The following is a 21,427-nucleotide window of genomic DNA, read 5'->3' on the forward strand; positions in this document are numbered from 1 at the left end:
TAGATTGTTAGATTGTTAGATTTTTAGATAGTTAGACAGTTTCTAAGGAGTCTAATGATCTAATTCAGTCTAAGTAGTCTATATTTTAACTACAGTTCCTATGTTTTCGCCTTCGCAAATTTTTAATAAGTTTCCTTTTTTGTTCATGTCAAATACCACAATTGGTAAAGCATTTTCCTGACTCAAAGTAAAAGCCGTGGTGTCCATTACATTCAAGCCTTTTTTGAGTACCTCTTCAAAAGAGATGCTGTCAAATTTAACGGCATTCGCATTCTTTTCCGGATCGGAATCATAAACGCCATCAACGCGAGTGCCTTTTAAAATCACATCGGCATGCACTTCAACACCGCGCAAAACCGCAGCAGTATCTGTGGTAAAGTATGGATTTCCGGTTCCCGCTCCGAAGATTACGATTCTGCCTTTCTCAAGGTGACGAACGGCCCTTCTTTTGATGTAAGGTTCGGCAATAGCTTCAATTTTTAAAGCTGTTTGCAAACGGGTCAACATGCCTTTGTCTTCCAAAGCACCTTGTAAAGCCATACCGTTAATCACGGTGGCCAACATGCCCATGTAATCGCCTTGCACTCGGTCCATACCATTACTGGCTCCGGCAACTCCTCTAAAAATGTTTCCACCGCCAATTACGATAGCGATTTCAACTCCTTTGTCGTGAATCTGTTTGATTTCGTCAGCATATTCGCCAAGACGTTTTGGGTCGATACCATATTGTTGATCGCCCATCAGCGCTTCACCACTTAGTTTTAGAAGAATTCTTTTGTATTTCATTCCAGTTTATATTTGTTTAGTTTGGAGTCATGCTGTCGCTCTTCGAGCTCGAGTCATTAGTTATGTTGTTTAATGGTTGCAAATATAAACATATTCTGTTTTTGTATCGTATTCGTTAAAAATAATGTTAAGTAACATTTATCACTTTTTTATCTTCCTTGGTTTTGTAGCTTTGCGGCATCAAATTTAAATTTTATGGTAACCATTATCCAAGACAGTTTAGCCAAAAGCCATTCCTATTCCGAGTACAGAAATATTGTTTCTTCGCTTTTAAAAGAAGGAAAGTCAACCGGAAACGAACAATCTGAAGCGTTGACGCATTATTCCGAATTGAACGAAACCCGCATGAATCGTTTGGAGAAAACCATAAAAATTACTGACGAGTTCACCGAAATATTAAAGCAATTGAAAAGGGAATATATTTGGTTGGTGGTTTCCGAGGGTTGGTGTGGCGATGCCGCTCAATTGGTGCCCATCTTTCACAAAATGGCGGAGCTTTCTCCGAAAATCGATTTCAGAATTGTTTTTCGGGATGAAAATGATGATTTGATGAATTTGTTTCTCACCAATGGTGCCCGAAGCATTCCGAAGCTGATTATTTTAGACAAAAATACTTTGGAAGTTTTAGGAGATTTCGGACCAAGGCCTCAAGGTGCCAAACAATTGATTTTAGATTATAAAGCGGAACACGGCATTGTAGATGAAACGGCAAAAACCAATTTGCAATTGTGGTATTTGCACGATAAAGGATTGTCAACACAACAAGAGATTATGGATTTGATAGCTACTCTTGAGTTAACTGCTGTTCAAATTCCGCAGGACTAACACCATTTACCACATCATAATCGCCAATTTTAGTTCGACGTAAAACGGATAAATAAGCACCTGAATTTAGTGCTTTCCCAAAGTCGTATGCCAAGGAACGAATATAAGTGCCTTTGCTGCAAACCACCCGGAATTCTATTTCGGGTAACACAAATTTAGTGATTTCAAATTCATGAATGGTTGTTTTTCGGGCTTGAATTTCAACCTCTTCTCCTGCACGTGCGTGCTCGTACAAGCGAACGCCGTCTTTTTTAATAGCGGAAAATACCGGTGGTTTTTGGTCGATTTCGCCCAAGAATTGAGCAATCGTTGCCTGAATTAAATCAGCCGTAATATGTTCCGTTGGAAAAGTAGCATTTACTTCGGTTTCCATATCATAAGATGGCGTTGTGGCGCCAACAGTAATCGTTCCGGTGTATTCTTTGGCTTGACCTTGAATTTCGGTAATCTTTTTGGTGAACTTTCCGGTGCAAACAATCAGTAAACCGGTGGCCAAAGGGTCTAAGGTTCCGGCATGACCAATTTTAAACTTCTTAGGAAGATTGTATTTTTGTTTTAGAATATACTTTAATTTATTCACTGCTTGAAACGAAGACCAAGTCAGTGGCTTGTCTATCAATAGTACTTGACCTTCTAAAAAATCTTCAGCCGTTTTCAAAATCTATCGGTTTAAAGAGAAATACACCAGCAAAATCACACCGGCTACAATTCGGTAATATCCCCAAGGTTTGAAACCGTATTTTTTGATAATCCCGATAAAGAATTTAATAGCAATAACCGAAACTATAAAAGCCACAATATTGCCCACCAAAAACATTTTAAGATTATCTGAGGATTGCGTCAACAACTCATATCCTTTGAGCTGAGACACTTCATAAGTTTTCAAAAACAAAGAGTAAGTCGTCACCGCCAACATCGTCGGAACCGCTAAGAAGAAAGAGAACTCTGCCGCCGTTTCTCGGGTCAAACCTTGTTGCATGCCGCCAATAATCGAAGCCGCCGAACGACTCGTGCCCGGCATCATCGCCAAACACTGCCAAAAGCCTATGGTAACGGCTTTTTTAATGGTAATGTCTTCTTCGTTGGCCACCGTCGGACTGTGGAAACGACCGTCAATAAACAGTAAAACGATACCGCCAACAATCAATACAATTGCAATCGGAATAGGATTTCCGAGTACGGCATCGATTTTATCATCAAATATTTTTCCCAAAATCAAAGCCGGAATCACAGCACAAGCCAGTTTGAGATAAAAATTAATTCGGCGGAAATCAAAAAACTTTCTCCAATACAAAACCACTACGGCCAAAATCGCCCCGAATTGTATAGAAACCTGAAACAATTTTACAAAATCATCTTCTTGTATCCCAAAAAACGAACTGGTAAAAATCATGTGAGCGGTCGAAGAAACCGGTAAGTATTCGGTTAAACCTTCCACGATGGCGATGAGTATCGCTTGAATGTAATCCATTGGTTAGATAGTAATTAGTGAATGGTAATTAGTAATTAGAAAGACTAGTAATTTTTTTGGCTAATTACTAATCACTAACGACTAATTACTTTTTTTTAAAGATGGAGTAAATCGTAATCCCGAAACCAATCAAAACAACAGTTGGTGCCAAACGAATTCTTTGGAAATTGAATACTTCGTCATTCCACACTTTCGGGTCATCGCTTCCGCCGCCACTCATCAGAATAAATCCAAGAGCAATCACGGCAATACCGATTAATAATATTTTATAATTAACCTTATCAAAAAGAAAATCAGGTTTTTGCTCGTTGTTTTTCATGAGTATATTTTAAAGTCTTAATACTTTGTACTTAAATCTTAATACAAATCGTCTGTTCTCAAATTCAAAAAGCGTTGGGTCGCAAAAAAGGTACTGATCCAAGTAATCACGATTCCCATTACCAAAACGCCCAATAACACCATGCTAATAGACAACTGATCTTCCATAATTCCCAAATTAGGGTAAGTGGTTTGAATGTAGATTAACAAACCAATCAATGCTAAAATAGCAAGCACAGCTCCAATAAAGCCGAGAATTACATTGGTTTTAATAAATGGTTTTCGAATAAAGGATTTGGTTGCACCCACCATTTGCATCGTTTTAATGATAAAGCGGTTGGCGTAGATTGACAGTCGCAACGAACTGTTAATCAACAACACCGATACTATCGCAAAGACACTGGTGATAATCAAAATCCACATGCTGATGTTTTTCACATTGTCGTTGACCAAAGTCACCAATTGCTTGTCGTAAACAATATCCGCCACCATTTCGTTTTTGCGCAAACGGTTCTCAATTTTAGCAATTTCAGGATTGGTCACAAAATCGGCTTTCAAGTGAATGTCAAACGAATTCTGCAACGGATTCACACCCAAAAACTGCATAAAATCTTCGCCAATCACTTTTTTGTGTTGTTGGGCTGCTTTTTCTTTAGACACATATTCAAAAGATTTGGCAAATTTAGCCGTCTTCATCTCTTCGCTAAAGGCTTTGATGACCGAATCATTCGCTTCGTTTTTAAAGAAAACCGTCATCGCAATTTCTTCCTTGAAATTGTCCGACAATCGCTTGGAATTGATCACAAAAAGACCCAAAGTTCCCAATAAAAACAACACCAAAAAGATGCTCAACACTACCGAAAAATAGGAGGTGATTACTCTGCGCTTCTGAAACTTTTCAAATGATGATGACATAGACTGTATTTTATGGGGTAAAAATAATAAAGAAAATTGTTTTTCCCCTTTATAACGTACAAACTTTTAACTTTATTATATTAAATGTAAATTTGCCGAAGATTTAGTTGTTGGTTTTCGGTTGACGGTTGTCGGCCACTTTCACAATTGATCATTATAATTAAAAATCTTGTTAGAACAACATGAAATACCATCACGAAAAAGTTGAAGAAAAATGGCAAAAATATTGGGCAGAGCACCAAACTTTCAAAGCCCAACAACCAACAACCAACAACCGACAACCAAAGTATTACGTACTCGACATGTTTCCTTATCCATCCGGAGCCGGTTTACACGTTGGGCATCCGCTGGGTTACATCGCTTCCGATATCGTGGCGCGTTTCAAACGTCATAAAGGCTTCAATGTATTGCATCCGCAAGGCTATGATTCTTTTGGTTTGCCGGCCGAACAATACGCCATCCAAACCGGTCAGCATCCGGAGAAAACGACTCGTGAAAACATTGCCCGTTACCGCGAGCAATTAGACAAAATCGGGTTCTCTTTCGATTGGAGCCGAGAAGTACGCACTTCCAACGCCGATTATTACAAATACACGCAGTGGATTTTTATCCAATTGTTCAACTCGTGGTACAATAACGACACCAACAAAGCCGAAGACATTTCGACTTTAATTTCTATATTTTCAACAGCAGGAAACGCGACGGTTAATGCGGTTTGCGATGACAACATCACGCCATTTACCGCCGCCGAATGGAATGCCTTTTCTTCTGAAGAACAACAAAGAATACTGTTGCAATACCGATTAACCTATTTGGCCGAAACCGAAGTCAATTGGTGTCCGGCACTCGGAACGGTATTGGCCAATGACGAAATCGTAAACGGTGTTTCCGAACGCGGTGGTCATCCGGTCATCCGCAAGAAAATGACCCAATGGTCGATGCGTATTTCCGCTTATGCCGAAAGATTATTACAAGGTTTAGAGACGATTGATTGGAGCGAATCCATCAAAGAAAGCCAAAGAAACTGGATTGGAAAGTCCGTCGGAGCATCGGTTTCTTTTAACCTTTTACCGACAACCGACAACCGACAACCGACAACCATAGATGTTTTCACGACACGTCCCGACACCATTTTCGGGGTAACTTTTATGACTTTGGCACCGGAACACGAATTGGTATCCCAAATCACCACGCTTGAACAAAAAGCAGCGGTTGAAGCTTACGTGGAAGCCACAGCCAAACGTTCCGAACGTGAAAGAATGGCCGATGTCAAAACCATATCAGGTGTTTTCACAGGAGCATTTGCGGAACATCCGTTTACCAAAGAACCCATTCCGGTTTGGATAGGCGATTACGTGTTAGCTGGCTACGGAACCGGTGCTGTAATGGCTGTTCCTTGCGGTGACGAAAGAGATTATGCATTTGCCAATTTCTTCAAAGGTCAAAAAGGCATGCCCGAAATCAAAAACATTTTCAACCAAGATATTTCGCAAGAAGCTTTTGCCGCCAAAGAAGGATTCGAGTTAGTCAACTCCGATTTTTTAAACGGATTGGGCTATAAAGAAGGAACGAAAAAGATCATCGAGGAACTGGAACGAATCGGACAAGGAAAAGGCAAAACCAATTACCGTTTGCGCGACGCCGTGTTTTCTCGCCAAAGATATTGGGGCGAACCGTTCCCGGTGTATTATGTGAATGGTTTACCGCAAATGATTGACAACAAATATTTACCAATCGTTTTGCCCGAAGTAGAAAAGTATTTACCTACCGAAGACGGCCAACCGCCATTAGGCAACGCTACGGATTGGGCTTGGGATAGTGTGCAGTGTTCAGTAGTCAGTAACCAGTTGATTGACAACAAAACGATATTTCCTTTAGAACTTAACACCATGCCGGGTTGGGCAGGCAGTTCGTGGTATTGGATGCGTTATATGGACGCGCACAACGACGCCGAATTCGCCTCAGCCGATGCCCTAAAATACTGGGAAAACGTAGATTTGTACATAGGCGGAAGCGAACACGCCACAGGCCATTTATTATACTCTCGTTTTTGGAACAAATTTTTAAAAGATAGAGGTTACGCACCAACGGAAGAACCGTTTAAGAAGTTGATTAATCAGGGAATGATTTTGGGGATGAGTGCGTTTGTGTATCGTTCTGAAGATTCTAAAAAACTATATTCAAAAGGATTAATTGCAGGTGAAAAAGTTCATCCAATCCACGTTGACTTAGCCGTTATCAACGACATCACCAACGAGTTAGATATCGAAGCCTTCAAAAACCATCCGTTATATATAGATTACAAAGACGCCGAATTCATTTTAGAAAACGGCAAATACATAGTCGGTCGCGAAGTCGAAAAAATGTCTAAATCGAAATACAATGTGGTAAACCCTGATGACATTTGCGAACAATACGGTGCAGATACTTTGCGTTTATACGAAATGTTCTTAGGGCCGTTAGAACAAGCCAAACCATGGAACACCGCCGGAATCACCGGCGTTTCAGGTTTCTTAAAAAAATTATGGCGTTTGTATTTTGACGACAACGGTTTGATTGTGACCAACGATGAACCGACAGCCGACATGTACAAATCGCTTCACAAAACCATCAAAAAAGTGACTGAGGATATCGAGAATTTCTCGTTCAACACGTCGGTATCGCAGTTTATGATTTGTGTGAACGAATTGGCACAAATGAAATGCCACCACAGAGCGATTTTAGAACCATTGGCTGTAGTAATTTCGCCTTATGCACCGCATATTGCTGAGGAATTATGGAGTCAATTAGGATATGAAGGTTCAATCTCAACTGTTGATTTTCCATTGGTAAACGAAAAATACTTGGTAGAATCGGAAAAAGAATACCCGGTTTCCTTTAACGGAAAAATGCGTTTTACCATCAAATTGCCTTTGGATTTAACCGTAGCCCAAATACAGGAAATCGTTTTGGCCGACGAACGCACCATCAAACAATTAGACGGTAGAACACCGAATAAAGTAATTATCGTTCCGGGGAAAGTAATAAACTTAGTGGGATAACAGCACGTCAGTTCGAGTGTCCCGATTGAAAATCGGGATGTATCGAGAACTTTGTTTAAGAAAAAAGGGATCAGGAAGAAGTAAGTTTGCTTTTCCCTAGTCCCTTTTCCCTTTTAATTCTCACCGCATAATGTTGTAACCAATTTAAAATTCTTTAGACTAATCGAGGAAAATCAAACACCATGAAGAAACACGAAATTCACACCATTGTAGAAAAAGCAGGCTTTAGCAGTATGAAAGAAAGGCTAACCGAAAAAGTAGAACTCTTCCTAAACGAAAAAGCCAATGCCGGTTACGAAATCATCAGCGTTTCGTTTACTTATTATGAAGGCGCCGAATTGGTGGCGTTTATCACCATTTGCAAATAAAAAGTTAAACCGTTCTTTATAGCCATTTTCTCTGTTTATTTTTGATTCAAACATTAAATCAATCATCATGAAAAACAAAATCCTCTACTTATTATTACTTACCGCTTTTATCGGCTACAGCCAAGAACAATCTTCGGATTCAACCAAGACTAAGAAAGTCAAAGTCGACGGCTATTTCGGATTCAACGGCAATATTAACGACAACACCAATCTCAACAAAAAACTCCACAATGCCAACCTGCCGGAGTTAGACAGCTTTGTACCCGAACTGACCTTCGGCTTGAATGTTTTTGGCCAAAAATACTCCGGCGATATCGAGTTTGGATTTTTGTTTGCCAAACCCGAAGAGGGCAATAACGAAATGAAATACCAAGGGTTCAATACCAGAATGCGCGTGCATTACAATGTAGTAAACCAAGAGAATTTCGCCTTCACTGCCGGTCTTTCCTTAGCTTATTTAGGCAACCAATACGATATTTACTCCAAAAACAACACCATCGATTTAAACGATTTGGAACCCAACAACAACAGTGGTCACGTTAGTTTTACCAACCAAATGTTGTATTTAGGGCCATCGGTTTCGATGTATTTGTTTAAAAAGTCAAGTTTCCAAGTCAAACTCAATGCCGGTTATGAATTCGCCTTAACCCGCGGCAGATACGATTCCGAATTCGGAAGTGTTTTAAACAACGTCGGCGAATCGGGGAACAATCGCTTTGTATTCGGGATAACGCTGTTGTAAGTGACAAGCTGTCATTTCTAATCCTTTGGCTTGCAATTTGATGTGCTACTAGAAACTAAAATTTACAAATCATGTTAGGATATTATATTTTAATCGGCTTGATTGCCTTAGTCAGTTTTGCCGTAAGCGCCAAACTCAAGAGCAAATTCGCAGAATACTCCCATCTGCATTTGCGCAATGGGATGAGCGGTGCCGAAATTGCCACCCAAATGTTGCAAGACCACGGGATTTATGATGTTAAAGTCATTTCCACTCCCGGACAATTGACTGACCATTACAATCCAACCGACAAAACGGTGAACTTAAGCGAAGGGGTTTACAACCAAAGAAACGTCGCTGCCGCAGCAGTTGCCGCACACGAATGTGGTCACGCTGTCCAACATGCCACGGCTTACAATATGTTGCAATTGCGTTCGCAATTGGTACCCATAGTGAATGTTTCTTCTACTTTATCCCAATGGTTAATCTTTGGCGGACTGATTTTGGGTGCCGCCTCCGGATTGGGTTTAGGATTTTACATCGCCGTAATTGGGTTGGTGCTAATGGCGATTGCCACTTCCTTTGCCTTCATTACACTTCCGGTAGAATACGACGCCAGTAACCGCGCTTTGGCCTGGTTAAAAAATAAAAACATGGTCAGCCAACAAGAATACGCCGGTGCCGAAGATGCGCTGAAATGGGCCGCCCGAACGTATGTAGTCGCCGCAATAGGTGCTTTGGCTTCGTTGTTGTATTGGGCCTTGCAAGTCTTCGGAGGTTCCAGAGATGAATAAAACAAAACCCGTTACGAAAGTAGCGGGTTTTTTATTTGGGAGCGATTGGTTCGGGCAGTTTCAGTAATGGCATTTCCCGCTTTTCGGGTTACGCGGTAACCTCTTCAATCGGGGCTAAATAGTTAACCATTTAACCATAAAAAGACAAAAAAATCACCCAAACGATAGGGTGAATAAGAATGTAATACAACCTTGATTTTTCCGGCTCGCGATAATATTTATACAAATCTTTCAGGAATAAAATAACACTGATAGGAATCAATAAAAGGAATAGGAAAAATCCCGGTCCCGGTGTACATGGGCCACTCGGAGCCATTTTATCGGTAATAAGCATTACAATTACATAAATAATGTAAAACAAAATCCATTTAATTTCTTTTCGCATAGTTTTTTTTAACTCCCAACTCAATCACAACTGTATCTGTCTTTCAATCTGCTGTTCCAAAGAAATGAACGTTTCTGTTCTCGAAACCCCGTCAATCGGTTGTATTTTTTTGTTGAGCAATTGCATCAAATGTTCGTTGTCGCGGCAAATGATTTTGATTAAAATACTCCAGTTTCCTGTGGTATAATGACATTCCAACACTTCGGGGATTTTTTTCAGTTCTTTTACCGCATCGGAGTTGCTCGACGCTTTTTCTAAGTAAACCCCAATAAACGCCATGGTTTTGTACCCCAAAACTTTGTTGTCAATAATAAATTTGGAACCGGAAATCACACCGGCATCTTCGAGTTTGCGCAATCGTTGGTGTATAGCTGCGCCGGAAATTCCGATTTTGTTGGCGATTTGTAAAATGGGTTTTCGGGCATCTTCCATCAAGTCACGAAGGATTTCTTTGTCGATACCATCAATTTCTATTTGTAGCTGGTTAATCTTCATGGTTGCTATATTTAAAGTAAAAATAGTTATTTACTTTATATTTTTAACCACAAATCGATATTTAAGTTTTGCCGCAAATTCGCAAATTACAGTATTTAATTTGCGAATTTGCGGTTATAATATAAGCTGAAAGTCTAAAGAAAGTGTTTGCTGAAAAGAAAATGGAAACCTATTTAGCCCCGATTGAAGAGGTTACCGCGTAACCCGAAAAGCGGGAATTACCATTCCAAAAATGCCCGAACCAATTGCTCCCAATAACTCAGGTACTCAGTTTCTCAGTCTTTCCATTAATTCCCCACCAACTTATCCGGATTGTAACCCACATAAGGCATTTCGGTTTCGTGGAAAACAATGCCGTGTAGCGCTAATTCTTTCAAAATGGGTTCGTAGACTTCTTTTTTGATAGGCAATTGTACGCCCGGTGTTTTGATGTTGCCGTTTAGGATTTGGATGGTGGCCATGGCTACCGGTAAACCTACGGTTTTGGCCATCGCGGTGTAAATTTGATCATCGCCGATGCAAACCATTTTGGAGTCGATTTGCTTTCTTTCGCCTTTGAGTTCGTACCCAAACTTGTGGTACATGACAATCATGTCTTTGTCATCGGGTTGTAAGGTCCAACTGTCGTTAAGGATGCGCTCTAAAATTTGAGCCGGTGTGGCATTCTTGAGTCCGACAATTTTCTTGGCGTTAAAGATATCGAGTTCCATTAATTTGTCCCACATGATATCGTCTTGCTCAATGCCTAGTGCCATTCGGGTTTTTAATTCCACCGAATCTGAGGCGTGAAAAGGCAAAAAGGAATTGATATAGTCGCGGTAACTCATCGTTTCCGAATTTTCCATCACATAAGAATCATCGGTCATGCCTAGTTGTACAAACATGTTCCAAGCTTTGGAAAACCCAACCCGGCGAATGGTACCTCGGTATAAAGTTAAGATGTCGTCTAAGCCATAAATGCTTCGGTATTTTAGAGAATCGCGGTTGGCGTAGCCTTCAAATTTACCGTAGCCTTCCACGTGGAAGAATTCGGTTCTGCGGAATAATTTGTGGTATGGTATGTATTTGTATTTGCCTTCTTGGATGAACTTCGCAGCGCCGCCTTGACCGGCCAATACTACGTTTCTCGGCGCCCAAGTAAATTTGTAATTCCAAAGATTGTCATCGGATTCGGGTGCAATTAAACCGCCGCAAAACGATTCGAATAAAATCATGTTGCCGCCTTTGGCTTTGATGTCATCAATTACCTTCATCGCACTCATGTGGTCGATACCGGGGTCGAGTCCGACTTCGTTCATGAAGATTAGCCCGTTGGCTTTTACAGCTTCGTCCAAGCTTTGCATTTCCTCTGAGATATAGGATGCGGTCACCATATTTTTCTTGAAAGTGATACAGTCTTTGGCCACTTCAATATGCATATGAGCCGGTAACATTGAAATTACAATATCGGCTTTTTGGATTTCGGCTTGGCGTTGTTCGACATTGTTAATGTCTAAGGCAATCGGGGTGGCGTTAGGGTGATTATAGGTTTTTCTTCTGGCCAATTCTATTGACAAATCAGCAAGGGTTACATTTAAGTTTTCTTGCGGAGACTTTCTTAAAAGGTACTTTATAAGTGATGATGCTGAGCGTCCGGCGCCTATGATTAGTATATTTCTCATTCGTTTGTTTGTTACCTGCAAAGGTATGAATATTTGATTCAAACAAAAAAGCCCATCAGTATGATGGGCTTTTTATTATTCTAAACCTTCCAATTCTTCAAGCTCTTTTTGGGCTTCTTGTTTGGTCTCTATTTTTTGTTGTTCGAATTGGGTGTCAGTCGCTACTTGGTCTTCAATGAGTAACGTTTTGCCCAAAACCACTACTGAACACAACGCACCAATTACCAGCAATATCTTGGGAAATTTCTTTTGGTTGTCTTCTGATTTTTTTAAAGTCAGTAAACCAAAAATCAAGGCCAAGCCAATAGGAAGAAAGGCCAAAGTGTCCATAGGTAAAATGGTGAAGACGATGCCTAGCACACCAAAAACACAAGCTAAAATTAAAAACAGTTTTCTCATGATTTTGTCAAATTAAATTCCGGTCGCTGAGGTTAAAACCAATTGTCCGGTACCGACAGGAATACTGAATTTCAACAAAGCCGGGACTTTTTTGGCATCGGCAGTTAGCCAAATTAAGTTTTGGTCTTTACCGCGTAACGCATCGGTTTTGGCGCCAATGGAGAGTTTGTAGCATTCTTTTTTGCCCAAATTACCACAGTTTATGGTTTCTTTCCCCATGTATTTTAAAGTAACCGGGATTTGTTTTTCGTCGAAAACAATAATCAATGATTGGGTTTGCCCAACTTTGAATTTGCTGAAATCCATCGTTCTCACTTTGTATAAAAGCGAAATTACATCTTGTGTTGAACTGCCGATGGTAAAGGTTTTTTGGGTTTCTGGTTTGTTTCTTTTTTTAACAGTGCTGTTAACGGTATTGCCTTTGAAAGTGTATTTTTCTTTTTTGGTATAACCGCCTTCATCTATACTTCTTTTGTACAAACTCGGCTTCAAATTCAAAGGGTTGACATAAGATTCATAAATGTCTCTGATTTTAAAAAAGGAGTCCCATTTGCTGTAAGTAGACAATTCACAATTCAAATGAAGATAAGTGTTTTTAGCAGTAGCTACGGTTTCGGTACTCATGGTGACTTGTGCCAACTGTGTCATTAAACCGCTCATGTTGTAAGAGCCTGCAAAAACCAATTTTTCTCCGGGTTTGATGGTTTGACTGTAAATTGAAGGAGCCGAATTTAAAAGAAAAACGGTACTCAGTACAAAAAGAAATCTTTTACTCATGTTTTTAATATTGTTTTTTTGGTATTCGTGACTCGAGCCTGAAAGGCTAACTGACGAAGTAATCTTCGATTTCATCGATTCAAAACTAAGATGCAAATATAAAATTTTAAAGAAGGTAACTCGCCAAAAGAAAAGTGAAATTTCTTTATTTCTAACCAGATAACGGATAAATTTGCAGATTAGTATTCAAATCAAGAACAATGGAAAGAAAAATAACTGTAACAGCTGTCTTATTAGGAATGACGGCAATCATTTTAGGTGCGTTTGGCGCTCATGCTTTGAAAAAACATTTGACGGTTGAAGAACTACTAACTTTCGAAACGGGAGTTAAATACCAGATGTATCATGCTTTGTTTTTGTTGTTTTTGGGACTCACTACTTTAGTCACAGAAAAAGGAAAAAAAACCATCTTTCAATTGGTTCTTTTTGGCGTAATTTTCTTTTCGGGTTCGATTTACTTGTTGGCCACTAAAACGATAACCGGGATTGATTTTAAACCTTTGGGAATTATAACTCCTATCGGCGGAACCTTGTTAATAGTGGGCTGGGCTATTTTGTTGTGGCAGATTTTAAAAGATAGAAGATAATATTTTAATAAAAAAAATAGTTTCTAAATTTTAATTTTTACCTTTGTCGTCTGATTCATAATACAACACAAACTAAATTTTATGGAGAACTACGCTCAAATTACGAAATCGATTTCGTTAGAACAATACGGAATCAAAAACGTTAACGAAATTATCCACAATCCTTCCTTCGAAAAATTATACAATGACGAGTTAAATCCAAATTTAGAAGGCTACGAAAAAGGACAACTTACTGAATTAGGAGCGGTAAATGTAATGACCGGAGTTTTTACCGGAAGATCACCAAAAGACAAATACATAGTTAAAGACAGCATCACCGAAAATAGTATTTGGTGGACTTCAGACAAAGCGGTAAACGACAACAAACCGATTACGCAAAATACTTGGGAAGCTTTAAAAGAAACTACAGTTGACCAACTTTCAGGGAAAAAATTATACGTGGTAGATGCTTTTTGCGGTGCCAATGAAAATACAAGATTAAAAGTGCGCTTTATCATGGAGGTGGCTTGGCAAGCACATTTTGTAACCAACATGTTTATCCGTCCGACGGAAGAAGAATTGGCGAATTTCGGTGAACCGGATTTTATTGTAATGAATGGTTCTAAAACGTCTTTCAAAGATTACGCCGCTCACGGTTTAAATTCTGAGGTTTATGTAGCGTTCAACTTAACCGAAAAAATGCAGTTGATTGGCGGGACTTGGTACGGTGGCGAGATGAAAAAAGGAATGTTCGCTATGATGAACTACTATTTGCCCTTACAAGGAATTGCTTCGATGCACTGTTCGGCTAACAAAGGGAAAGACGGCGATGTGGCGGTTTTCTTCGGATTGTCGGGAACAGGAAAAACTACTTTGTCTACTGACCCAAAACGCGAATTAATTGGTGACGATGAACACGGTTGGGACAATGAAGGCGTTTTCAATTTTGAAGGCGGATGTTATGCCAAAACGATTGACTTGAGCAAAGAAAACGAACCGGATATTTATGGTGCTATCAAAAGAGACGCGCTATTGGAAAATGTAACGGTTAATGCCGATGGTGTGATTGATTTTAAAGATGGTTCGGTTACTCAAAACACTCGTGTTTCGTACCCGATTTATCATATTCACAATATAGTTAAACCGGTTTCTAAAGCCGGACACGCTACCAAAGTAATCTTCTTAACCGCAGATGCTTTCGGGGTAATGCCGCCGGTTTCTAAATTAACACCGGAACAAACACAATACTATTTCCTTTCGGGATTTACCGCCAAATTGGCCGGAACCGAAAGAGGTGTTACGCAGCCTGAACCAACCTTTTCTGCATGTTTCGGGAAAGCCTTTTTGACTTTGCATCCTACGAAATACGGCGAAGAATTGGTTAAGAAAATGGAAGCCCACAACGCAACAGCTTACATGGTAAACACCGGTTGGAACGGAACAGGGAAACGAATTTCTATTAAAGATACCCGCGCGATTATCGATGCTATTTTAGATGGCTCGATTGAGAAAGCGGAAACTAAAACGATTCCGGTGTTCAATTTGACAGTGCCAACCGCATTGCACGATGTGAATCCGGCGATTTTAGATCCTAGAGATACTTATACAGATACGGCTGAATGGAGTGCCAAGGCAACCGATTTAGCGTCAAGATTCATTAAAAATTTCGCTCAATATACCGATAATGAGCAAGGGCAAAGCTTGGTAAAAGCCGGACCACAGGTATAACAAACTAACTAAACCTAACCAGTTGAAAATTCCGTCTTGTTTTTGCGAGACGGTTTTTTTTTAAAATTTGGCCTGCGCCAAATAAGTTTCAAAAACCATATTGTTCTTTTTGGCGTCAAAAAACAGTTGCAATAAAGCTTCTTTTGTGGTTACATTTTTGACCAAATTTTCAATCACAACTTTATCAGTCGCCGTTTTCAAGTAAGCATTGATTTTGTGGTTTAGAATAGGCACCAAGTAGAGTTTATACTTTGGATTTTTAGAAGTGACTTTAATCTCATTAATTAAAGCATATGCTTTGTCAAATTCTTTTTTATTGTAATAAAGCGCTGCCAAATTGAGTTTGGCCTCATCAAACTCCTTAGAAATTTTCAAGGCATCATTATACAAGACAACGGCTTCATCTATTTTTCCGTCAGCTTGATAAGTACTGGCTAAATTGGTTATTACTTGAATGTTGTATGGCGTTAATTGGTAAGCTTTTTCAAAGTAAGATTGGCTTTCCTCCAAACGATTTTCGTTGAAATGACCAATGCCTTCATACCGGGTCAACGGCATAGAAGTGTTGTCTAAAGGATAAAAATAATGCTCCGATTTTTGGGCTTCATAAATGGTTTCACTCCAGTTTTTATTGGCTTTGGCCGCATACATTTTTCGCGCATGCTGTTCGCCGTTAAATCGGTACAGAGAGACTAAAGGAATAACCGATTGGAATCATCAAAACCCAATAAAAGAGTAAAAGAGCGGTGTTTTGAAGTTGAAAAGTAATTCTTTCTTTTACCCAATTAATAACGCAACCACAAAGAAAATAAATGCGGTAAGCAGTATTTGTCTCGGGATCAAAACCCGATCAACAATCGTGGTGGAAAACACTAAAGGCAATAACAATATAAATCCGAAGGATAATTTTTCAATCAGCTTGTCGCCCATAATTTTGCTTTTAGTCTTTAAAAAGTAAACATTATTGGCATAAAAAAAATCCTGCTAATGAACTTAACAGGACTTTTTTTTGAATATTTTTTTGAAATCTATTTTCCTTTATTGGCGTCGGCGATGTATTTTTCCAAAGCCATTGTCATTGATGGAGTTTCCGGCGTTGGCGCTAAAATATCGATACGCAATCCGTGTTCCAAAGCTTCTTTTTGGGTTGTGCTTCCAAAAACGGCAATACGGGTATTGTTTTGTTGGAAATCGGGGAAGTTTTTGAATAGTGATTTGATTCCGGTTGGGCTAAAGAAAGCCAAAACATCATAATACACATCGGCCAAATCAGACAAATCGCTCATCACGGTTTTGTAGAAGGTGGCTTGTGTCCAATCGACTTTTAAATTGTTCAGTGTTTGCGGCACGTCATAATTCAACTGGTCTGAAGCCGGCAACAAGAATTTCTCTTCTTTGTATTTTTTAATCAGCGGTGATAAATCAACGAAGTCTTTTTGACCCACATATATCTTTCGCTTTCTGTACACTACATATTTTTGTAGGTAAAAAGCAATCGCTTCCGATTGACAAAAATATTTCAAATCTTCCGGAACTTTATAACGCATCTCTTCGGCCACTCTAAAAAAGTGATCTACCGAGTTTCTGCTGGTCAAAATTATTGCCGTATAGTTGTTGAGGTCAATTTTCTGAGCCCTAACGTCTTTTGCACTAACTCCTTCTACATGTATAAACGGGCGGAAATCAACTTTTACTTTGTGTTTTTGTTGCAATTCAAAATAAGGTGAATTCTCGACCTTGGGTTCTGGCTGTGACACCAAAATTGTTTTCACTTTCAAATTTGACATTTTAATGTGCTAAATTTTTTGTAATCAAATAATATATAAAATAGTACGGTGCTATTTCAAGTGCGCAAAGATACAAAATAAAATAAAACAACTTGCCGAGAAGTAAGTTTTGATAAATCTTCAAAGAAATCAAATAAGAATACAAGTTTATTATTAAAATGGTACCGATAATGCAAAAAAACAAAAGATTTGATGAAGTGTCGTTGTAAAACAAGTAAATGTTGACGGGGAGCAATAACAAGCCGATGAACGTTCTATAGCTTACTTTTTGTAAATTGAGTTGTTCAGTGAATTCTTCAATATTAAACGTTGCGGCGATTATCTTTTCGATTAAGAATTTGGACAGCACAAAAACCCCGAAGAAAGTAAAAATCCGAATGAAGAGAATCCAATCATTTTTTGAAACATAGCCAAAATGAGCGAGTGCCAACTGGATGAAAAAGGAAAAGGAAATCACTTGAACTACAAATAAAAGTACAGTAAATCCACTCATCAAATGGGAAGTGTCTTTATACACTTTGATATACTTGTCCGAGGCCAAAATCTTTAGAAAATCATTGAATCTGGTCTCAAAAGCGGTTCGGGTAATGGCTATCAAGGCAAATGAAAAAACAAAAAGAAAGGTGGCCCAATCTTTGGCTTCTAAAACTCTCGGCGATAAAACTGTTTCTATCATAATCCCGACAAAATTACTAATTTTTTATTTGTTAAATTATTATATAATTATTAAGATAAGGCTCTGATAAAAAGTTTATTTTTGCAACGAAGTATGACTATACCAATATGAGCGACGGCATTGTAATTATTCCTACCTATAACGAAATTGAGAACATCGAAAGTATTATTCGCGCAGTTTTTGCTTTGCCAAAGACCTTTCACGTTTTAATTGTTGATGATAATTCACCCGATAAAACGGCGGACAAGGTAATCGAGTTGCAAAAGGAATTCGGAGACCAATTGTTTTTGGCTTTGAGAAAGAAAAAATCGGGATTGGGAACAGCTTATGTACACGGTTTTAAATGGGCACTGAAAAATGATTACCAATTCATTTTCGAAATGGATGCCGATTTCTCTCATAACCCGAATGACCTGGAAAAATTATATGAAGCCTGTCATAATCAAGGTGCCGATTTGGCCATTGGCTCGCGATATGTGACGGGAGTCAATGTAGTGAATTGGCCGTTGAGTCGCGTATTGTTGTCTTATTTTGCTTCTGTTTATGTGCGAATGATTACCGGAATGAAAATCATGGATGCTACTGCCGGATTTATTTGTTACCGCCGAGAAGTATTGGAAAAAATAAATTTAGACGCCATCAAATTCATCGGTTATGCCTTCCAAATAGAAATGAAATACCGAGCTTTTGCCAAAAATTTTAACATCCAGGAAGTGCCGGTCATCTTTACCGATAGAACCAAAGGGCAATCCAAAATGAGTGGCGCCATTATCAAAGAAGCTATCTTTGGCGTGATTTCGCTAAGATTCAGAAAGTTTTTAAACCGATTATAAAATACCCAAAAATGAATACCGTTTTAATTAAGAATGCCAAAATAGTAAATGAAGGAAAGGTTTTTGAAGGCGATGTTTTGATTGAAAACGAATTTATTGTCGAAATAGCCGACAGCATTAGCGCCAAATCTGCGAGTTGCAAAATCATCGATGCCGAAGGAAGTTATCTTATTCCGGGTGCCATTGACGACCAAGTGCATTTCCGCGAACCCGGATTAACGCACAAAGGCGATATTGCTTCTGAAAGTCGGGCTGCCGTTGCCGGCGGCATTACATCCTTCATTGAACAACCGAATACCGTTCCCAATGCGGTTACCCAAGAACTCTTGGAAGACAAATACCAAATTGCCGCAAAGACATCGTATGCGAATTATTCGTTTATGATGGGTGGCACCAATGACAATTTGGAAGAAGTGTTGAAAACCAATCCGAAAAATGTGGCCGGAATCAAATTGTTTCTCGGGTCATCAACCGGCAATATGTTAGTGGACAACCAGGAAACTTTGGAAAAAATATTTTCGTCTACCAAAATGCTGATTGCGGTTCATTGTGAAGACGAAGCGACGATTAAAGCCAATTTGGAACGATACAAACTCCAATTTGGGGAAGATATTCCGGTAGAATGTCATCACTTAATCCGCAGCGAAGAAGCCTGTTATTTGTCGTCTTCTAAAGCGATTGCCTTGGCCCAAAAAACCGGAGCAAGATTGCATGTTTTTCATTTGTCAACGGCTAAAGAAATGGATTTGTTTACCAATAAAATTCCGTTAGAAGAAAAGCAAATCACGGCCGAAGTCTGTATACACCACTTGTGGTTTTCGGATGCCGATTATAAAACCAAAGGCAATTTAATCAAATGGAACCCGGCTGTAAAAACGGCTGAGGACAGAGACGCTTTGTGGAAAGCACTGTTAGACGATAGAATTGACGTGATTGCAACCGACCATGCACCACATACATTAGAAGAGAAAAGCCAAAGCTATTTAAAAGCACCATCAGGCGGACCATTGGTACAACATGCAGTGGTTGCTATGTTCGAAGCTGCTCATCAAGGAAAAATTACCATTGAGAAAATTGTAGAGAAAATGTGTCACAATCCGGCGAAGATATTTAAAATAGAAAAGCGCGGGTTTATCAAGGAAGGCTATTATGCCGATTTGGTTTTAGTCAATACCGGTTTGCCTTGGAACGTGAAGAAAGAAAACATTTTGGCCAAATGTGGTTGGTCGCCATTTGAAGGCTATAATTTTAAATCGAGAATTACCCATACTTTTGTTAATGGAGAATTGGTTTATAAGAACTTTAAAGTAAGTGAAAAACCTGTCGGGAAACGATTATTGTTTGACAGATAAAATAAGAAGGATGAGGAGAAGTGTTTTGTTTTTTTTGTTGCTATCCTTAATGGGGTGCAATGATACCGTTGAGAAGCCCAAAAACCTAATTGAAAAGGACAAGATGGTTGACATATTGTATGATCTCTCTTTGCTTGAAGCCATCAAGTCTCAGAACATCAATGGTGGAATCAGTAATGAAAATGCCAATGCCTATCTTTACAAAAAATATAAAATCGACAGTATTCAATTGGTCCAAAGCAACAAATACTACGCTTCTGATGTAGAAGAATACAAAAAAATGTTTGAAGAAGTTAAGAGCAGGCTGGACGAGCAAACTAAGAAAATAGGGGGAAATACCACGCCAAGTAACGGTCCGCCGAATGCTGATGTACCGCAAATACAATAGTTGTTATTTAACTTAAATCGGCTACTTCTTGGATTACCGAATCAATGCTTTGAAACTCAAAATTCAAAGCATTTTTTATTTTGTCATTGGAGATAATATCATCAGAGCATAAGGAGTTGGCGCTGTATTTAGACAATCGTCTTTTGGCTCTGAAGAAAGTGGCGCAAAACCAATCCAAACGCCAAGCAATGGCCAACATCCATGGTTTGGCTTCCGTTTTTGGTTTTTTGGCCTTTAGTTTTTCAGCTATGGTATAGATTACTTCTTTGAAAGTTAGGTTTTCGGCTATGAGGGAGAATCTTTCGCCGGTGATGTCACTTTTCATCAACTGTATCATGATTTTAACGACATCGGTAACGCCAACGTAACCTGTTGAGCCTTTGGTGTAAAACGGGAAGCCTTTTTTAACGGCAGAAAAGAAAACACCGCTTCCTTGTCCCCAAAAACCGGCGCCAAAAATCACACCCGGATTGACAATAACAACACTTAAACCTTCTTGTTGGCCGCGCCAAATTTCCATTTCAGCACCGTATTTTGAGATGGCGTAATCGCTGTGTGGTGCTTCGGGATTCCATTCAGTTTCCTCGGTGACTTTGGTTTCGTGAGGTTTTAGGTCGCCCAAAGCAGCAATTGAACTTACATGGCAAAGTTTTTTGACGTTGTAAGCCAAACAGAAATTAACGATGTTAGCAGTGCCTTCGATGTTGGTTTTTCGGAGTTGGTCTTCGTCATTGGGATCATACGAAATCAAGGCCGCACAATGGTAAACGTAAGTTATGTTTTGAAAGGCAATCTCCAAAGACGGAATGTCGATGATATCTGCTTTTACCCATTCTATTTTGGTGAATAAGGCTTCTTTTTGGTAAAGTTGGAAAAGCGATTTCGTCTTTTCAATGGATTTTTTATGGCGGTAAATGGAACGGACGGCAGCCTCATTTTCTGCTAAATGTAACAGCAAATGTGCGCCGACTAAACCTGTTCCGCCTGTGACTAAAATCATGTCGCTAAATTACGAATTACAAATTACGAATTATGAATTATTTTGTGCTTCCAAGCAAGCGGAAAGACTTTCTTTCAGCCCCGATTGGAGCGAGCTACCATGTAGCGCGTAAAGCGGGAACACGGACCACTGATAAATCCC

At 39.3% G+C, this 21,427-nt stretch carries 24 protein-coding genes; 10 read left to right on the top strand and 14 right to left on the bottom strand.

The features are described 5' to 3' along the window. Positions 1-78 precede the first annotated feature (78 nt). The gene (pyrH, locus tag HA632_RS09605; RefSeq protein ID WP_176306954.1) at positions 79-786 is read right to left on the bottom strand and encodes a UMP kinase; all 708 of its coding nucleotides are present in this window, start codon (positions 784-786) and stop codon (positions 79-81) included. Positions 787-981: 195 nt separating this feature from the next. Here pyrH and HA632_RS09610 point away from each other — a divergent pair, with 195 nt between their 5' ends. Next, entirely contained in the window at positions 982-1,611 is a 630-nt protein-coding gene (locus HA632_RS09610; protein WP_176306955.1) for a thioredoxin family protein, read from the top strand. Here the strand turns inward: HA632_RS09610 and truB are convergent. From truB to HA632_RS09630, 4 genes are all read right to left on the bottom strand, one after another. After that, positions 1,571-2,269, bottom strand: a complete 699-nt coding sequence (gene truB / locus HA632_RS09615; protein ID WP_176306956.1) for a tRNA pseudouridine(55) synthase TruB — start codon at positions 2,267-2,269, stop codon at positions 1,571-1,573. The genes HA632_RS09610 and truB overlap by 41 nt on opposite strands. Positions 2,270-2,272: 3 nt before the next feature. Beyond that, on the bottom strand, positions 2,273-3,082 hold the full coding sequence (locus tag HA632_RS09620) for an undecaprenyl-diphosphate phosphatase (protein ID WP_176306957.1): 810 nt from the start codon (positions 3,080-3,082) through the stop codon (positions 2,273-2,275). Positions 3,083-3,167: 85 nt separating this feature from the next. Continuing rightward, positions 3,168-3,401 (bottom strand): DUF3098 domain-containing protein, encoded by a 234-nt coding sequence (locus HA632_RS09625; RefSeq protein WP_176306958.1) that lies wholly within the window; start codon positions 3,399-3,401, stop codon positions 3,168-3,170. A gap of 38 nt (positions 3,402-3,439) precedes the next feature. Next, on the bottom strand, positions 3,440-4,315 hold the full coding sequence (locus HA632_RS09630; RefSeq protein ID WP_176306959.1) for an ABC transporter permease: 876 nt from the start codon (positions 4,313-4,315) through the stop codon (positions 3,440-3,442). A gap of 182 nt (positions 4,316-4,497) precedes the next feature. On the opposite strand from HA632_RS09630, the gene leuS reads away from it, so the two are divergent. The 4 genes from leuS (at position 4,498) to HA632_RS09650 (ending at position 9,239) form a co-directional block, all read left to right on the top strand. Continuing rightward, the gene (gene leuS, locus HA632_RS09635) at positions 4,498-7,356 is read left to right on the top strand and encodes a leucine--tRNA ligase (protein ID WP_176306960.1); all 2,859 of its coding nucleotides are present in this window, start codon (positions 4,498-4,500) and stop codon (positions 7,354-7,356) included. 182 nt (positions 7,357-7,538) lie between these two features. Continuing rightward, the gene (locus HA632_RS09640) at positions 7,539-7,724 is read left to right on the top strand and encodes a hypothetical protein (RefSeq protein ID WP_176306961.1); all 186 of its coding nucleotides are present in this window, start codon (positions 7,539-7,541) and stop codon (positions 7,722-7,724) included. A 67-nt stretch (positions 7,725-7,791) separates the two neighbouring features. Continuing rightward, positions 7,792-8,466: a hypothetical protein gene (locus tag HA632_RS09645; protein ID WP_176306962.1), complete on the top strand. Its 675-nt coding sequence runs from the start codon at positions 7,792-7,794 to the stop codon at positions 8,464-8,466. 71 nt (positions 8,467-8,537) lie between these two features. Next, the gene (locus HA632_RS09650) at positions 8,538-9,239 is read left to right on the top strand and encodes a zinc metallopeptidase (protein WP_176306963.1); all 702 of its coding nucleotides are present in this window, start codon (positions 8,538-8,540) and stop codon (positions 9,237-9,239) included. 130 nt (positions 9,240-9,369) lie between these two features. Here HA632_RS09650 and HA632_RS09655 read toward each other — a convergent pair whose 3' ends face one another. The 5 genes from HA632_RS09655 to HA632_RS09675 all read right to left on the bottom strand — a co-directional run bounded on the left by HA632_RS09655 (position 9,370) and on the right by HA632_RS09675 (position 13,031). Then, complete coding sequence (locus HA632_RS09655; protein ID WP_176306964.1) at positions 9,370-9,624, bottom strand: hypothetical protein; 255 nt, start codon at positions 9,622-9,624, stop codon at positions 9,370-9,372. Between the two features lie 24 nt (positions 9,625-9,648). After that, entirely contained in the window at positions 9,649-10,119 is a 471-nt protein-coding gene (locus HA632_RS09660; RefSeq protein WP_176306965.1) for an Lrp/AsnC family transcriptional regulator, read from the bottom strand. A gap of 287 nt (positions 10,120-10,406) precedes the next feature. After that, positions 10,407-11,780 (bottom strand): saccharopine dehydrogenase family protein, encoded by a 1,374-nt coding sequence (locus HA632_RS09665; RefSeq protein WP_176306966.1) that lies wholly within the window; start codon positions 11,778-11,780, stop codon positions 10,407-10,409. A 75-nt stretch (positions 11,781-11,855) separates the two neighbouring features. Then, positions 11,856-12,179: a hypothetical protein gene (locus tag HA632_RS09670; RefSeq protein WP_176306967.1), complete on the bottom strand. Its 324-nt coding sequence runs from the start codon at positions 12,177-12,179 to the stop codon at positions 11,856-11,858. A gap of 12 nt (positions 12,180-12,191) precedes the next feature. Beyond that, entirely contained in the window at positions 12,192-13,031 is an 840-nt protein-coding gene (locus HA632_RS09675) for a DUF3108 domain-containing protein (RefSeq protein ID WP_228778772.1), read from the bottom strand. A 125-nt stretch (positions 13,032-13,156) separates the two neighbouring features. On the opposite strand from HA632_RS09675, the gene HA632_RS09680 reads away from it, so the two are divergent. Together HA632_RS09680 and pckA are read left to right on the top strand one after the other, a co-directional pair. Next, complete coding sequence (locus tag HA632_RS09680; RefSeq protein ID WP_176306968.1) at positions 13,157-13,543, top strand: DUF423 domain-containing protein; 387 nt, start codon at positions 13,157-13,159, stop codon at positions 13,541-13,543. Between the two features lie 81 nt (positions 13,544-13,624). Beyond that, positions 13,625-15,250, top strand: coding sequence for a phosphoenolpyruvate carboxykinase (ATP) (gene pckA / locus HA632_RS09685; protein WP_176306969.1), 1,626 nt, complete (start codon positions 13,625-13,627; stop codon positions 15,248-15,250). 60 nt (positions 15,251-15,310) lie between these two features. Here the strand turns inward: pckA and HA632_RS09690 are convergent, their stop codons facing one another. The 3 genes from HA632_RS09690 to HA632_RS09700 all read right to left on the bottom strand — a co-directional run bounded on the left by HA632_RS09690 (position 15,311) and on the right by HA632_RS09700 (position 17,713). Further along, entirely contained in the window at positions 15,311-15,901 is a 591-nt protein-coding gene (locus HA632_RS09690) for a tetratricopeptide repeat protein (protein ID WP_176306970.1), read from the bottom strand. Positions 15,902-16,278: 377 nt separating this feature from the next. Next, positions 16,279-17,028 (bottom strand): uroporphyrinogen-III synthase, encoded by a 750-nt coding sequence (locus HA632_RS09695; protein ID WP_176307182.1) that lies wholly within the window; start codon positions 17,026-17,028, stop codon positions 16,279-16,281. A gap of 10 nt (positions 17,029-17,038) precedes the next feature. Continuing rightward, a complete protein-coding gene (locus HA632_RS09700) occupies positions 17,039-17,713 on the bottom strand; it encodes a DUF4271 domain-containing protein (protein ID WP_176306971.1) in 675 nt (224 codons plus the stop codon). 107 nt (positions 17,714-17,820) lie between these two features. Between HA632_RS09700 and HA632_RS09705 the strand changes: the two genes are divergently transcribed. Genes HA632_RS09705 through HA632_RS09715 form a run of 3 tightly spaced genes read left to right on the top strand, consistent with a single transcriptional unit; the run spans position 17,821 to position 20,286 of the window. Then, a complete protein-coding gene (locus HA632_RS09705; RefSeq protein ID WP_176306972.1) occupies positions 17,821-18,546 on the top strand; it encodes a polyprenol monophosphomannose synthase in 726 nt (241 codons plus the stop codon). A gap of 11 nt (positions 18,547-18,557) precedes the next feature. Further along, positions 18,558-19,898: a dihydroorotase gene (locus tag HA632_RS09710; RefSeq protein ID WP_176306973.1), complete on the top strand. Its 1,341-nt coding sequence runs from the start codon at positions 18,558-18,560 to the stop codon at positions 19,896-19,898. A 10-nt stretch (positions 19,899-19,908) separates the two neighbouring features. Next, complete coding sequence (locus tag HA632_RS09715; protein WP_176306974.1) at positions 19,909-20,286, top strand: DUF4296 domain-containing protein; 378 nt, start codon at positions 19,909-19,911, stop codon at positions 20,284-20,286. Between the two features lie 7 nt (positions 20,287-20,293). Here the strand turns inward: HA632_RS09715 and HA632_RS09720 are convergent, their stop codons facing one another. Further along, a complete protein-coding gene (locus HA632_RS09720) occupies positions 20,294-21,286 on the bottom strand; it encodes an NAD-dependent epimerase/dehydratase family protein (RefSeq protein ID WP_176306975.1) in 993 nt (330 codons plus the stop codon). Positions 21,287-21,427 lie beyond the last annotated feature (141 nt).

It is taken from the genome of Flavobacterium sp. J49 (assembly GCF_011742145.1).
Lineage (GTDB): Bacteria > Bacteroidota > Bacteroidia > Flavobacteriales > Flavobacteriaceae > Flavobacterium.

Bases quoted from the DNA above. Each gene is read 5' to 3' on its own strand.
- pyrH (WP_176306954.1), bottom strand. From the start codon at position 786: ATGAAATACAAAAGAATTCTTCTAAAACTAAGTGGTGAAGCGCTGATG.
- HA632_RS09610 (WP_176306955.1), top strand. From the start codon at position 982: ATGGTAACCATTATCCAAGACAGTTTAGCCAAAAGCCATTCCTATTCC.
- HA632_RS09620 (WP_176306957.1), bottom strand. From the start codon at position 3,082: ATGGATTACATTCAAGCGATACTCATCGCCATCGTGGAAGGTTTAACC.
- HA632_RS09700 (WP_176306971.1), bottom strand. From the start codon at position 17,713: ATGATAGAAACAGTTTTATCGCCGAGAGTTTTAGAAGCCAAAGATTGG.
- HA632_RS09670 (WP_176306967.1), bottom strand. From the start codon at position 12,179: ATGAGAAAACTGTTTTTAATTTTAGCTTGTGTTTTTGGTGTGCTAGGC.
- HA632_RS09690 (WP_176306970.1), bottom strand. From the start codon at position 15,901: ATGTATGCGGCCAAAGCCAATAAAAACTGGAGTGAAACCATTTATGAA.
- HA632_RS09655 (WP_176306964.1), bottom strand. From the start codon at position 9,624: ATGCGAAAAGAAATTAAATGGATTTTGTTTTACATTATTTATGTAATT.
- HA632_RS09705 (WP_176306972.1), top strand. From the start codon at position 17,821: ATGAGCGACGGCATTGTAATTATTCCTACCTATAACGAAATTGAGAAC.
- HA632_RS09710 (WP_176306973.1), top strand. From the start codon at position 18,558: ATGAATACCGTTTTAATTAAGAATGCCAAAATAGTAAATGAAGGAAAG.
- HA632_RS09650 (WP_176306963.1), top strand. From the start codon at position 8,538: ATGTTAGGATATTATATTTTAATCGGCTTGATTGCCTTAGTCAGTTTT.
- HA632_RS09630 (WP_176306959.1), bottom strand. From the start codon at position 4,315: ATGTCATCATCATTTGAAAAGTTTCAGAAGCGCAGAGTAATCACCTCC.
- HA632_RS09665 (WP_176306966.1), bottom strand. From the start codon at position 11,780: ATGAGAAATATACTAATCATAGGCGCCGGACGCTCAGCATCATCACTT.
- HA632_RS09640 (WP_176306961.1), top strand. From the start codon at position 7,539: ATGAAGAAACACGAAATTCACACCATTGTAGAAAAAGCAGGCTTTAGC.
- HA632_RS09660 (WP_176306965.1), bottom strand. From the start codon at position 10,119: ATGAAGATTAACCAGCTACAAATAGAAATTGATGGTATCGACAAAGAA.
- HA632_RS09715 (WP_176306974.1), top strand. From the start codon at position 19,909: ATGAGGAGAAGTGTTTTGTTTTTTTTGTTGCTATCCTTAATGGGGTGC.
- HA632_RS09625 (WP_176306958.1), bottom strand. From the start codon at position 3,401: ATGAAAAACAACGAGCAAAAACCTGATTTTCTTTTTGATAAGGTTAAT.
- pckA (WP_176306969.1), top strand. From the start codon at position 13,625: ATGGAGAACTACGCTCAAATTACGAAATCGATTTCGTTAGAACAATAC.
- HA632_RS09675 (WP_228778772.1), bottom strand. From the start codon at position 13,031: ATGAAATCGAAGATTACTTCGTCAGTTAGCCTTTCAGGCTCGAGTCAC.
- HA632_RS09680 (WP_176306968.1), top strand. From the start codon at position 13,157: ATGGAAAGAAAAATAACTGTAACAGCTGTCTTATTAGGAATGACGGCA.
- HA632_RS09720 (WP_176306975.1), bottom strand. From the start codon at position 21,286: ATGATTTTAGTCACAGGCGGAACAGGTTTAGTCGGCGCACATTTGCTG.
- leuS (WP_176306960.1), top strand. From the start codon at position 4,498: ATGAAATACCATCACGAAAAAGTTGAAGAAAAATGGCAAAAATATTGG.
- HA632_RS09645 (WP_176306962.1), top strand. From the start codon at position 7,792: ATGAAAAACAAAATCCTCTACTTATTATTACTTACCGCTTTTATCGGC.